Genomic DNA, 13,187 nt, shown 5'->3' on the forward strand with positions numbered 1-13,187 from the left:
GGAGAGCAATACGACATGAGCAATCAGCACGACACGCCGCGGCGGCTACGCCTGGGCATGGTTGGCGGCGGCCAGGGGGCGTTTATCGGCGGGGTGCACCGCATCGCCGCACGGCTGGACGACCATTATGAACTGGTCGCCGGGGCCTTTGCTTCTGACCCCGAGCGTAGCCGGGCCGCTGGCGCGGAACTGCACGTGGCGGATGACCGCGCTTACCCCGACTACCAAACCATGGCTGAAGCGGAGGGCAAGCGCTCGGATGCGATCGACGTGGTCGCCATTGTGACGCCTAACCACATGCACTTCGATGTCGCGCGCACCTTTCTGGAAGCGGGTTTTCACGTCATCTGCGACAAGCCGATGACGATCACCCTGGAGGAGGCGCAAGCGCTATCCGACCTGGTGGAACGCAGCGGGCTGTTCTTTGGCTTGACCCATAACTACTCCGGCTACTCGCTGGTGCGCCAGGCGCGAGAGATGGTGGCCAACGGCGAGTTGGGTGATTTGCGCGTGGTGCAAGTGGAGTACCCGCAGGATTGGCTTTCCACCCGCCTGGAAGACAGCGGTGTGAAGCAGGCGGAGTGGCGCACCGACCCCAAACGCAGTGGCCCGGCGGGCTGTTTAGGTGATATCGGCACCCACGCCTACCACCTGGCGCGCTATGTGACCGGGTTGGAGCTCGAATCGCTCGCCGCCGATATGCACACCTTTGTGGAAGGCCGTGCGCTGGATGACAACGTGCATATGCTGCTGCGCTTCAAGGGCGGCGCACGGGGCATGCTGTGGTCGAGCCAGGTCGCGGCCGGTAATGAAAATGGCCTGCAGCTGCGTGTTTATGGCAGCCAAGGTGGCCTTGAGTGGCGTCAGGAAAATCCCAATCAGCTTGTGCATTCGCCGCTGGGCGAGCCGCCACGCATCCTGACGCGTAATGGCCCCGGCCTGGGCGATACAGCGCTGGCGGCGGCGCGTATTCCACCGGGGCATCCGGAAGGCTATCTCGAAGCGTTCGCTCAGCTTTATTGCGATTTCGCGGTGCAGATCCATGCGCATCAAGACGGCACAAGCGCCAATGCGCTTGCCGCGCCAACGCCGGGTGTAGCTGATGGCGTTGATGGTCTGAGATTTATCACCCGCGCGTTGGCCTCGTCCGCCGCCGGTGGTCAATGGATAGACGTTTAGTCGCAGGAATCGACAATCAGCGCGTTATGCGAGCATTGAGCAGTGAAGTGGATAGTTACCCGATTAGCTACTACATTACGAATGAACGTATAAAAACGCATAGGTAGCAAATGGGTGGCATTTCACTACCATGGTCGTGAGAAAGCCAAAATATCGACTAATGCTACTTGACTGATACAGGATTAGTTACTAGTGTGATTGTTGTACAAGGTAAGTGGTTTGATGTTCTTACCCGTAAAGCAAAGTCAAATAGGAGATGGCATGATGATGAAGAAGGAATTTTCCAAAAAACTAGGTACTTTAGGCGTATCTTTTGCTCTGATGGCCAGTCCTTTGGCTTTTGCAGATATGCATGAAGAAGATGAGCCACCTACTGGAACACGTCAACAGAGTGATCAGATTGATCTAGAGGACCAAGAACATGCGGCTAATCCTGAACCAGGCGAAGGCGTAACGATAGGGCAAGACGAAGAGCCCAATATTGGCACTAGGCAACAAGCTGATTTGGACGATGAAGAAGGTACTGCAAGCTCTGTTGAAGGCGATGATGATGATACCGCCATTCCTGGTACCGGCGCTGAATCCGAGCCACCGACTGGAACCCGTAGACAGCCTGCTTTAGATGAAGAGTAAGATGGCATTATAGGTTTTGAGGAGATTTACCAACATATAGTTGGAAACTAAAGAGTCATTCATTGAAAGATTTCAACTGATAATTGTTGGTATGTTATCCGCCTATAAACGGTTGACTCCTCAAATACCAATGCTAAGCCTCAAATGCCCCGCCCTTGCGGGGCATTTCTCGTAGGGAGTCATGAACTGCCTATTCAAGCGCCGTCTATTCAAGGACCGAGCACGTAAGCGTTGACCGGCAAGCATGTATTGGGTTCATAATTGATGCCAAATGCGGTATTAACTTATTGACTGAAGCAGGATTAGCGCAGGAAATAAGGACATGCCAATGGCGATTGCCTGGAAAGAAACACCCCAACTCCCCAAGGCCGAAGGCCGCATAGACGCCATTGATTTGGCCCGTGGCATCGCCATTGGATTAATGATCGTGAGTCATTCGGTCAGCGGATTAGTGGGTATTCGTAATGTGCCCGACTGGGGCATGGTGCCGATCCATTTTCTGACTAAATTCTCGTCATCGCTATTTATCGTGGTCTTTGGGATCGCTTTAGCCGTCGCGTTTCTCTCCCATACCCAAAGCGGTGACTGGCCTAAGCGGCGCTTAAAGCTGTGGCTACGTGCGGTAGAAGTATGGTTTTGGTACAAGGCGCTGTTGATTGTTGAAATGCTGCCCTTCAATACGCCGAGTGAAATTGTCGATGCGCTGCTCTATGGCCGCTTTGGTATCTGGGTGGAAATCCTGGGCTTTTACGCCATCGCGCTATTATGGGTGCCGCTGATGCTGCCGCTTTGGGCGCGGGCGCCACTGTGGAGCCGCCTAGCCACCATCGGCGTATTAACCGCGCTGACCATTTGGCTGCAAAGCCTGACGTTTGGCGGTAACGATATTCTGAAAGCGCTGCTGGTCGATCATGAAGACCACTACACCTGGGGGCAGGTTAGCCGCGCGCCGTTGATCCTGGTGGGGCTGCTCATCGGTGAAGCACTGTTGCGCTGCTACTTTGAGCCCGCCATGCGGCGACGCTTAGTGCTCACTCTGCTGGGGTTGGGTGCGCTGATGGTCGGCGGGTTTTATGCCCTGGCGCTGGCTAGCGGTGATGTGTACGCGGCGATGCGGGCAGTGGCCAACAACGTAGGCAAACACCCGCCAGGGCTGGAATTTATGCTGTTTAGCCTGGGCGGCGCGCTGGTGTTATTAGCCCTGGCGCTGGCGGGCGGCGCCAAGGCCGCCAAGGCCGCCAAGGTACTTTTGCCGCTAACCATTGTCGGTTCTGATGCCCTCAAAGCGTTTATTTTCCACATTGTGATGATCTTTTTGGTGCTGCGCTTTTTGTGGGAAGGCGAAGGCGTGTACAGCTATCCACAGGCGCTTGGCGTTGGCGGCCTGTTGATACTTGGCGCTGCGGCATGGATTTGGGTGATCCGGTGGATGAACGCTCACCGCTAACGTCAATATTGGAGTTCTTCTTTGCGACACTGGATTCAACGCAGCCTAGTCATCGTGGCAATACTGATAGCGCTACCCATTCATGCGCAGGGGGACGATACAAATGGGTACGATACGCATCGGTATGACACAAACTGGTACTTTGAGGTGGATAAACAGAGCCCCTGGCAAGGCGACTTAACCGCTCGCTTACAGGCTATCGAAGAGGTTTTTGGCGGTGAGCTGGGCGTTTATGTACAAAACCTCGCCAGTGGCGAAGCCTACTCCTGGCGGGCGGGTGACCCTTGGTACCTGGCATCGCTAATTAAAATACCGGTGGCGGCGCAGGTACTCGCCGAGCGCCAAGCAGGCACGCTTTCCCTGGATGAACGCTTGACGCTGACGCGCAGTGACTATGTGGATGGCGCCGGGCCCACCAACTGGCACGACCCCGGCACGCCGATTTCCATCGGTTACCTGCTGGAGCACATGATCACCGTCAGCGATAACACCGCTACCGATATGCTGATTGATCGCGTGGGGCTTGAGGCCGTCAATGAACGTGCCGGTCGCATGGTCGCGGCAAGCGGTGGCAATCCCGCTGAGATTGGGCCTATCTCCAAGCTGGTGGGCGTGCGCCAAGGCGTTTACGGCGAGCTGCACCCTGATGCCCGCAAACTGGGCGGAATGGATTTTATTGCCCTGCGCCAGCATAGCGTTAATCAACGCGCCCAGGCATTGGCCCGCACGCTGGGCGTCAGCACGGCGTCTTTCACGCAGCCCGATTACGACCACGCCTTTGACGCTTATGAAGCCACCGGCGAGAACGTGGGTGCTCTTAGCGCCTATGGTGATCTTTTGGCCAGCCTGCATGATGGTCGAGAAAGCGTTCAACAAGGGCATGGCGGTATGGACGATTTAGATGCCCTGCAGCGCGAACGGTTGTTAGCGATGATGCAGCGAACCCGTTCCGGTCAACAGCGTCTTAAGGCGGGCTTGGGTGACGGCATAAGCTTCGCGCATAAAACCGGCACGCAGCAACGGCGCAGCTGTGATGCAGGCATTGCCCAACGTGAGCCAGCCAGTGCGGATAATGCCAGCGCGGGGCCATGGGTGATTGTTGCCTGCGCCCGTGGGCCGGCGGCAGTCAGTGCCCACGAACGCGCGCTAGCCGGTGTGGGTGACGCCATACGCCGCAGTGGTGCTATGGGCCCGCCGTGATAAACTACGGCCCCTTTTGGGTATAAATTCCCAACGGACCATAACCCCCAAACGATCAACCCCCAAAAAATCTCAGGAGCAACGTATGACACAAGCCAGCGCCCGCCACATTTTGGTCAGCAGTGAAGAGCAGTGCCTAGCACTCAAAGACGAAATCCAAAACGGCCGCGACTTTGCCGAAGTAGCCAAAGAACACTCCAGCTGCCCTTCTAGCCGTCAAGGTGGCGATCTGGGTAGTTTTGGCCCCGGTCAGATGGTGCCCGAATTCGATAAAGTCGTTTTCAACGACGAAGTAGGCCAAGTACACGGTCCGGTAAAAACCCAGTTTGGCTACCATCTGTTGGAAGTCACCAGCCGCAGTTAATTTCGCCTCGAAGCGCCGCGGCCATGGTGTTGCCACTATAGTCGCGGCGTGAGGAGTACGCCTTGAACGACCCCATTATTAGCATTAACGGTCTGAATAAAACCTACCAAGGTGGCTTTCAGGCGTTAACCCGGGTGGATTTAACCATTCAGCGCGGTGAAATATTTGCCCTGTTAGGCCCCAACGGGGCGGGTAAAACCACCCTGATCAGCGTGGTGTGCGGTTTGGTTAACCCGACCGAAGGCCATGTGCTGGTCGACGGCTTTGATAACGTCCGCAACTACCGCCAAGCGCGTGAACGTATTGGTTTGGTGCCGCAAGAGCTCACCAACGAAGCGTTTGAAACCGTCTGGAACACGGTCAGTTTTAGCCGTGGCCTGTTTGGCAAAGCGCCTAACCCCTCGCATATCGAAAAAGTGCTCAAATCGCTGGCGCTGTGGGATAAGCGCAACAATCGGCTGATAACGCTTTCGGGCGGTATGAAGCGCCGCGTGCTGATTGCCAAAGCGCTCTCCCATGAGCCACGCATTTTGTTTTTGGATGAACCCACCGCCGGGGTCGACGTTGAGCTACGCCGCGAAATGTGGGAAGTGGTGCGCCAACTGCGCGACAACGGCGTGACCATTATCCTCACCACGCATTACATCGAAGAAGCCGAAGAAATGGCCGACCGTATCGGGGTCATTAATCGCGGTGAGCTGGTGCTAGTGGAGGAGAAAGCCGCCTTGATGAGCAAGTTGGGCAGCAAGCAGCTAACGCTCAATCTGCACAGCCCACTAACCGAGCTGCCCGCTAGCCTGCAACGTTTTGAGCTAAGCTTGGCCGCGGAAGGGTATGAATTGATATATACCTACGACGGCAGCAAGGAAGAAGAGGGGTACGGCATTTCAGAGCTGTTAACCACGCTAGAGCGTGAAGGCATTACCTTCAAAGATCTGCACACTCGGCAAAGCTCGCTGGAGGATATCTTCGTCGACCTGGTGAACCCCAAGGAGTATCCATGAACCTCTACCCCATTCGCGCCATCTATATGGCGGAAATGGCCCGCACGCGCCGCACTTTGCTGCAAAGTGTCGTCTCGCCGGTGATCTCCACATCGCTCTACTTTGTGGTATTTGGCGCCGCGATTGGCTCACGCATCAGTGAGGTTAACGGGGTCAGCTACGGCGCTTTTATCGTGCCCGGCTTGATCATGCTGATGCTGCTGAACCAGAGTGTCTCCAACGCTTCCTTTGCCATTTTCTTTCCCAAATTTTCGGGCAGCATTTATGAGTTACTTTCCGCACCTATCTCCCATTTAGAAATCGTTTTGGGCTACGTAGGTGCATCGGCCTCCAAGTCGATTCTGCTCGGGCTGATTATTCTGGCCACCTCGAACTTATTCGTACCGCTGGAGGTTGCCCATCCGTTTTGGATGCTGACGTTCTTGGTGCTGACCGCGTTCACCTTTAGCCTGCTCGGTTTTATCATCGGCATTTGGGCCGATGGCTTTGACCGGCTGCAGCTAGTGCCCCTATTAGTGATCACGCCGCTAACGTTTTTGGGCGGCAGCTTCTACTCTATTGATATGCTTCCGCCGTTTTGGCAAATCGTTACTTTAGCCAACCCTGTGGTGTACTTGGTCAGCGGCTTTCGCTGGAGTTTTTACGGCGTCAGCGATGTCAGCCTCGCGGCGAGCGTGGGCATGATTATACTCTTCCTGGCTGTGTGCCTTGCCACCATTAGCTGGATTTTCCGCACCGGCTATCGCCTTAAACCCTGATTCATTTATATACCCTGGACGCTAGTAAACCCCTATGCCGCTACTGCAAAGCATTGTGCACCGCCTCGACCCAACGCTTGACGGTGAGCGCTTAACCCTTACCGCCGCGCCCCATACCCCAGAGCCCGGCGATGACCCGGTGATGGCAAGTTTGGTGGGCGCGTTGAACGACACCTATAACACCAAGCCCAAAGGCTGGGGGCGCTTTGCCGAAGAGGGCGAACAGGCCGGGCCGCTGGTCATGTGGCTGCGTGACTACCTCGCCGGTGAACAGAGCTTTGCCGAGCTGTCTGTTGCGCTAGCCGAGCGGCTCGTTAAGCAACTTCAAGAGCAGCTGTCAGTAAGTGGTTACTTAGTGATCAGTCACCAGCGCCAGGGCGATACTGAAACCCTGCTGATGGCGTTAGTACACCAGCGGGAAGGTATTGGCATTGACGCGGAACACCAGGCAGTGCCCGCTGCGCAGCTCAATACCCGCCAGCTGACCCTGGCCGCGCGTATCAACCTTACCCAATGGCAGAGCGATGCGCCCAGCGCTCAGTACGTGTCGTTCCTAAAAGATCGCGGTGGTAAAAAGCTCGCTGAAGGGCTGGTCGCGCTGCTGGGCATGGAAGAGGGCGTCGATGCCCCGGCCGAAACCCGCACGCTGCTCAAGGCGTTTAGCGACTACGTCGAGAAAGAGGATTTCGATGACGAGGTCAGCCGCGAAAAGACCGACACGCTGGTCGATTACGCCAACGAACAGCTGCGCCGGGGCGAGCCGATGACGCTAGACGAGCTTTCCGGGCTGGTCAATGAACAGCAGCCCAAGGCGTTTTACGAGCATATCCGTAACGCCGATTACGGACTCTCGCCGGAGATCCCGCCCGATAAGCGCACCTTAAGCCAGTTCCGCCGCTTTACCGGGCGCGCCGGTGGCGTCTCAATCAGTTTTGACTCCCACCTGCTAGGCTCAAGCATTGAGTACGACGCCGCCCAGGACCGCTTGATTATCAAGCAAGTCCCCAAGCAGTTAAGAGAGCAGCTCACCAAGCAGGATTGAGTGAAGAACGAAAAGGACGAAGCTGGAATCTGACTCTACCCAGGAGAAACCGTATGCTGAACGCCATTAGTGATTTTTTTCAGCGCACCCTGGCGCAGCCAGAGCAGCGTGAAAACCAAACGCTGACCCTGGAGCTTGCCACTGCCGCGCTGCTGTGTGAAATCGTCCGCGCCGACTACGACACCACCGATGAAGAGCTTGCCACGCTGCGCAGCATGCTGATTGAGCGCTACCGGTTAAGCGAGAGCGATGTGGAAGAGCTGATGGCGCTGGCCCAGGCAGAAGTGGATGACGCCGTCGATCACTACCAGTTTGTTAGCCTAATCAAAGACCATTATGGCTATGAGCAGCGCTGTGAGCTGGTCGCATTAATGTGGCAACTGGCCTGGGTCGACGGTAATGTCGACCCCTTGGAAGAGCACCGGATTCGGCGTTTGGCGGACCTGCTGCATGTCAGCCACAGCGACTTTATCCGCACTAAGCTACAGGTTGAAGAGCGCCGTAACGACAATGTATAACCGCAACGAAGACACCAATTTAATGGAGTTAATTGACTCACTGGAGCGCATGGAAAAGGACGCTTCACGGGTCAGCGTTGATAATGTCGTTCGGGCGGTAGGCAGGCGTTCGTTTGGGCCGCTGTTGCTGGTGGCGGGGCTGATTACCCTTACCCCGATTATCGGCGATATACCCGGTATGCCGACGCTGATGGCCGCGCTGGTGGTGCTTGTCTCAGTACAGCTGCTGTTGGGGCGCGAAGCCTTTTGGCTACCTAACTGGCTGCTGAAGCGCTCCATTTCTCAGCAAAAGTTTGATAAAGGCATTCAGTTAACGAAAAAGCCTGCGCGCTGGATAGATGGGCTGTTGCGGGTACGCTTGCCGTGGCTGACCGGTTATATCGGTATCCGGGTAACGGCTGTCGTTTGCCTGCTGATCGCCTTCGCCATGCCGCCGATGGAGTTTATTCCCTTTTCAGCCAATGGCGCAGGTTTGGCGCTCTCCCTGCTGGGCTTAGGCCTGGTCGCTCGCGATGGGGTAGTCTTACTGCTGGGGTTTGCGCTATTTGCTGCCACCTGCGCGTTAATTGTGATGAACCTGCTTTAACAAGGAACTCTGCCATGACCGATGCTTCACCACCCACGGTGCCTAAACCGCCTGAAAACCAGGGCCGCTGGGAGCGGCGTATTGAAACGGCGCTGTGGAATTCGCGCTTTTTGGTCATGCTCGCGGTCGTGCCTAGCCTGCTGGGGTCATTGATGCTGTTCATCGTCGGCACCGTGGATATTTTAAGCGTCGTCGTTGAGGTCATCCGCTACTACTTATTCGGTAGTAGCCAAAACATTCATGACAGCTTGGTACCTGATATTATTATCGCGGTAGATATCTACCTGATTGCTATCGTGTTGCTGATTTTTGGCTTAGGCGTCTACCGGCTGTTTGTCTCCCACATTGACCAAGCCGAAGTGAGTAACCTGCGCCACCCCTTTAATGTCGTCTCGCTGGATCAGCTAAAAGACAAAATCGCCCGCGTAGTGATTCTGGCGGTGATTATTGAGTTTTTCCGCGCCGTGGTGGATATCCGCTTTGCGACCCCGCTGGACGCCATCTATTTAGCGCTTTCGGTGTTAGCGCTAGCAGCCGCGCTCTACTTGATGAGCCTTGGCCACAAAGGCGAGTAAGCGGGTTTGAAATGCTAAAACCTGGGGAGGCACCCGCCTGCAATTAGCTGATGTTATGGATTTTGTAGCGCGGCGTAAGCGTCAGCGCACCCGCGACTGGCTGTGCTACTCACCATTTTCGGCTAATAAACCTTCTACCAGCTTGTTTAACCGTTGTTGGAACTGCCCGCCCGGTGAGGGCGGGTTAGGGTCTGAGGTGATCACCACGGTCATCTCACGTTCAGGAATAACGAACAGCGCCTGACCACCGTAGCCGCGCCCGTAATAAACATCTTCCCCCGCCAACTGGGTAATAAACCAACCGTAGCCGTAGCCATCGCCGGTCCACTGCGATGTGCCCCGCGCCTGCCACGATTCTTCCACCCAGCCTTCAGGCAGAACGCGCTCACCATTGCCTGCTTCATCAAATACGACACCATCATTCCGATACAGCTCACCTACTTCAATCAGCGCCCGGGGTGAAAGCTGCATATCATTGCCGCCAAAATAGATGCCTTGCGGGTCGCGCAGCCAAGGGCGAATGGTGATATCGAGCGGATCACCCAATAGCCGCTGGGCAAGCGCGTGGGTCGTCTCGCCGCTGGCATGGGTGAGCGCAGCGGAAAGCAGATGGCTGGTGCCGGTGGAGTAGAGCATGCGCCCGCCGGGTTCATCCACAAAGGGGCGCGTAATGGCATCGTTTACCCAGTTGGCACTGGCCACCCAGGCGCCATAATTGCTGCCCGAGGTGCGCTCAAGCCCGGCTTGCAGGGCGAGTAAATGCGCCACGGTAATCTCGCCAACACGCGGGTCGGTGCCGTTTGGCACCTGATCGCCCAGCAAAGTGACCAAACGCTGCTGAACGGATTCGATAACGCCCGCTTCAATCGCCGCACCGGTAATGGCGGCGAGTACCGTTTTGGATAACGATTTAATGTTGGCAGGCGACGCCACGCCCGGGCCACCCTGATGGTGCTCGTGGATAATCTCACCCGCGTGGGCCACCACCACGCTGTGTACCCGTTCAAGCGCTGCGGTTTCACGGTCAAGTGCTGATAGGGCCGAGGGGCTAGGCGCAACCGCATAAACAGGCGATGCGCCCAATAGCGGTAGAACGCTGAACGTTAGCAAAAGCAGTAGACGCATCGTCATACCTCAAGGCAGGGTGGGTTTGTAAAAGACACGGGACTTGGAAGCAACTGGCATGGAAGAAAGTGGCTTGAAAGCAAATAGCTTGGAAAAAACAGCTTTGAAAAAATAGCCACGAGAAGGTTCCATCAGCGCGTTCAACGCCTGATTAGGCAAAAACCGCGAAGGACTGCTACGCTACAAGGATCATCTCAAGGCTGAACAAGCCTTTGATTTCCTTAAAACGCAAAAGCAAGGAGAGCCCTAATGCGTAATATTATTTACATTATTGGTCTTATCGTAGTGGTGCTGTTTATTCTTTCGCTGCTCGGTCTGCGCTAAGCCAAAGAAAACCAGACGCTAGAAAAATAAGCCCCGCAAAAAAAAACAAAACCGCCCGCAAGCAACAGCTGCGGGCGGTTTTATTACAGGCAATACATGGTAAAGCACGGTTTAAAAGCAGGGTCTAAAAACAGGTTTTAAAAACAGCTAGGCGCAGTCGGCGGCACCCTGCCCAAACATATCAAACATCAATTCACGCCCTAGGCGGGTCAACACAAAACGGCCATATTCATTAAACGTGGCGGCTTCACTGGCTTCCATCACTCGCTGGCAGGTTGCCCAGGTGGGCGCGGTCGCGCTAAGCGCTGAAAGCTCACGGCGAACCAAGCCGCGCTGGGGAAGGGTAATGGTTTCCAGCACATGGCCATGGTCGTATAATAATTCAGCCGCAATCGATAAACACTGGCGAAGGCTGCGTTGAACGTTGGCCGCAGTGGATAATCCATTGGGCGAAAGTGGGGGGCGTTCTTCAGAAAGCTCGGAAGGCATCGGTTCTGAAGGCATACGATATTCTCCTGCGGGCAGCGCCAAAATGGGCTTGTTGCAGCGCATTATAAACCACTGGGCGTATTAGACCAAGGTCTATAAGCGAAGAGGGCACTCCTGCCGGTGTGTCACGCTAGCTATCAAACGCCGGGTAATGGGCTCAAAACGATTATTTCGCCACTTGCAAGGCCTATTCATAAAACGGCAATATACGTTAGGTTAATCTTTAAAAGGCATGATTTCGCTTGGTTAATCACATGTAGCGACATAATGATATTACGGACCGTTACTGGATATTACGTTTTAATACGAAAAAAATAGCCTAATATTCAAGTTATAATTCACTTAGCCGTTAATTTAGGATAGTTGTATAAAAGGGGTTGTATTAAAAATAGTGCTACGTATCGCTTCATGGTAATCAGTAATGAAGGGCCTTAAACGTAGTAAAATGTATTTCAAAAAGGCACTGGTTTTATGTCTGCTATTACATCGCTAGGTATTGGTTCTGGCTTGGATCTCAACGGGTTGCTTGGTCAGTTGAAAGAGGCAGAGCAAGCAAAGCTTGAGCCTATTCAGGAGCAGCTTCAGTCTGAAAATACGAAAATATCTGCTTATGGTACGTTGCAAAGCGCGCTTGAGCAGTTTCAAAGCTCTGCTCAAGCCCTGAACGACACGGCCTCCTTTGAGAGCCTAACAACCAGCGTTGAAGGTAGTGCAGTAGGGGCCGTTAGCAGCAATGAAGCCCAGTCAGGCCAATATGAAGTGCAGGTCGGCCAGTTAGCGACAGCCAGTAGCTTGGTGACTGAGCGCCTGGAAACAGCAGATGAAAGCATTGTGACTGGCGAGCAGTCCCTAAGCTTTGCCCTCGCTGATGGGGCCATGGACCCCATTACCATTGCCGATGGCAGTTCACTGGAAGGTATGCGAGACGCTATCAATGAGCAAAGCGATGGCCGCTTAAGCGCCTCGATTATCAACGATGGTGAAGGTTTCCGGCTCTCAGTCAATGCCACTGATACCGGCGCAGATGCCAGTATTGAAAGCACCAATTTTTCAAACATTCTAGCGGGTGATGTACAAACCACCGACGTGCAGGTAGTTCAAGCGGGCCAGGATGCGGAATTTAACGTCAATGGTATCGATATCGTTAGCCCCACCAATCAAGTGGAAGGCGCTATTCAAGGTATTACCTTAAACCTCGCTGAGGCAGGCGCTACCAGCACCGTAACCGTTGAGCAGGACAGTAATGCCATTCGCGAGCAGGTCACGGCCTTTGTTGACGATTTCAATACGCTCAAGGACACCATTACCAGTTTGACTGCTTATGACGCAGAGTCGGGGCAATCGGCGGGGTTGAACGCTGATGCCACGACTCGTGCGGTTGAAAGGGAGCTGCGTCAAACCATTAGCAGCGTTGTTGGAGGTGATGGCTTTAGCGTATTGTCTGATGTCGGTATTTCGCTTCAAGTAGACGGCAAGCTGGAGATTGATGAGAATAAGTTAGACAGCATCGTGGCCAATCAGCCGGATCAGCTTGCTAACTTTTTCGCCGGGGATAGCGAGGAGGGTGGCATGGCAGGCCAAATTGCCTCATCGCTTGAAAACTTGGTGGGAGCAGGTGGCCGTCTTGAAAGTGCCGTTGATTCTTCTGAAAGGCGCTTTGCTTCGTTAGAAGACCGTTTTGCGACCACTGAAAGCCGTATCGAACAAACCGTAGAGCGTTATCGAACGCAGTTTCAAGCAATGGACAGTATGGTGGCGCAAATGAACCAAACCAGTTCCTATTTGACCCAGCAGTTTGCAACGCTGGGGCAGCAAAACCAAAGTTAAGCAGATAAGCTAGCTAAATTAATGGCTTACCAAATGCCCGGCACTATGTGTTGGGCATTTTTTTGATAGCTTCAATTAGTAATAGCTTTTTTAAGAAGCATGATCGCTAAAGTTTT

General features: G+C 54.5%; 14 protein-coding genes. 12 read left to right on the plus strand and 2 right to left on the minus strand.

Features of this window, described 5'->3' with window-relative positions:
• Positions 1–15: 15 nt before the first annotated feature.
• From HVA01_RS01640 to HVA01_RS01690, 11 genes are all read left to right on the plus strand, one after another.
• Positions 16–1,179: a Gfo/Idh/MocA family protein gene (locus HVA01_RS01640; protein ID WP_146872784.1), complete on the plus strand. Its 1,164-nt coding sequence runs from the start codon at positions 16–18 to the stop codon at positions 1,177–1,179.
• Positions 1,180–1,440: 261 nt separating this feature from the next.
• The gene (locus HVA01_RS01645) at positions 1,441–1,812 is read left to right on the plus strand and encodes a hypothetical protein (RefSeq protein WP_146872785.1); all 372 of its coding nucleotides are present in this window, start codon (positions 1,441–1,443) and stop codon (positions 1,810–1,812) included.
• Between the two features lie 322 nt (positions 1,813–2,134).
• Positions 2,135–3,259 (plus strand): heparan-alpha-glucosaminide N-acetyltransferase domain-containing protein, encoded by a 1,125-nt coding sequence (locus HVA01_RS01650; protein ID WP_146872786.1) that lies wholly within the window; start codon positions 2,135–2,137, stop codon positions 3,257–3,259.
• A gap of 21 nt (positions 3,260–3,280) precedes the next feature.
• On the plus strand, positions 3,281–4,459 hold the full coding sequence (locus HVA01_RS01655; protein ID WP_146872787.1) for a serine hydrolase: 1,179 nt from the start codon (positions 3,281–3,283) through the stop codon (positions 4,457–4,459).
• 85 nt (positions 4,460–4,544) lie between these two features.
• Positions 4,545–4,823, plus strand: coding sequence for a peptidylprolyl isomerase (locus tag HVA01_RS01660; protein WP_146872788.1), 279 nt, complete (start codon positions 4,545–4,547; stop codon positions 4,821–4,823).
• 62 nt (positions 4,824–4,885) lie between these two features.
• Positions 4,886–5,827, plus strand: coding sequence for an ABC transporter ATP-binding protein (locus tag HVA01_RS01665; protein WP_146872789.1), 942 nt, complete (start codon positions 4,886–4,888; stop codon positions 5,825–5,827).
• Complete coding sequence (locus HVA01_RS01670) at positions 5,824–6,585, plus strand: ABC transporter permease (RefSeq protein ID WP_146872790.1); 762 nt, start codon at positions 5,824–5,826, stop codon at positions 6,583–6,585. Before HVA01_RS01665 ends, HVA01_RS01670 begins: the two co-directional genes overlap by 4 nt.
• A 34-nt stretch (positions 6,586–6,619) precedes the next feature.
• Positions 6,620–7,627 (plus strand): nucleoid-associated protein, encoded by a 1,008-nt coding sequence (locus HVA01_RS01675; RefSeq protein ID WP_146872791.1) that lies wholly within the window; start codon positions 6,620–6,622, stop codon positions 7,625–7,627.
• Positions 7,628–7,680: 53 nt separating this feature from the next.
• Complete coding sequence (locus tag HVA01_RS01680) at positions 7,681–8,145, plus strand: tellurite resistance TerB family protein (RefSeq protein ID WP_146872792.1); 465 nt, start codon at positions 7,681–7,683, stop codon at positions 8,143–8,145.
• A complete protein-coding gene (locus tag HVA01_RS01685; protein WP_146872793.1) occupies positions 8,138–8,731 on the plus strand; it encodes an exopolysaccharide biosynthesis protein in 594 nt (197 codons plus the stop codon). The genes HVA01_RS01680 and HVA01_RS01685 overlap by 8 nt, the downstream gene beginning before the upstream one ends.
• 14 nt (positions 8,732–8,745) lie before the next feature.
• Complete coding sequence (locus HVA01_RS01690; protein ID WP_146872794.1) at positions 8,746–9,306, plus strand: YqhA family protein; 561 nt, start codon at positions 8,746–8,748, stop codon at positions 9,304–9,306.
• Positions 9,307–9,411: 105 nt separating this feature from the next.
• Here the strand turns inward: HVA01_RS01690 and HVA01_RS01695 are convergent, their stop codons facing one another.
• A complete protein-coding gene (locus tag HVA01_RS01695) occupies positions 9,412–10,431 on the minus strand; it encodes a serine hydrolase domain-containing protein (protein ID WP_146872795.1) in 1,020 nt (339 codons plus the stop codon).
• 471 nt (positions 10,432–10,902) lie between these two features.
• Positions 10,903–11,244, minus strand: a complete 342-nt coding sequence (locus tag HVA01_RS01700) for a hypothetical protein (protein WP_146872856.1) — start codon at positions 11,242–11,244, stop codon at positions 10,903–10,905.
• A gap of 471 nt (positions 11,245–11,715) precedes the next feature.
• Between HVA01_RS01700 and fliD the strand changes: the two genes are divergently transcribed.
• The gene (fliD, locus tag HVA01_RS01705; RefSeq protein WP_146872796.1) at positions 11,716–13,071 is read left to right on the plus strand and encodes a flagellar filament capping protein FliD; all 1,356 of its coding nucleotides are present in this window, start codon (positions 11,716–11,718) and stop codon (positions 13,069–13,071) included.
• Positions 13,072–13,187 lie beyond the last annotated feature (116 nt).

Source organism: Halovibrio variabilis (assembly GCF_007991175.1).
In the GTDB taxonomy this organism is placed as follows: domain Bacteria; phylum Pseudomonadota; class Gammaproteobacteria; order Pseudomonadales; family Halomonadaceae; genus Vreelandella; species Vreelandella variabilis.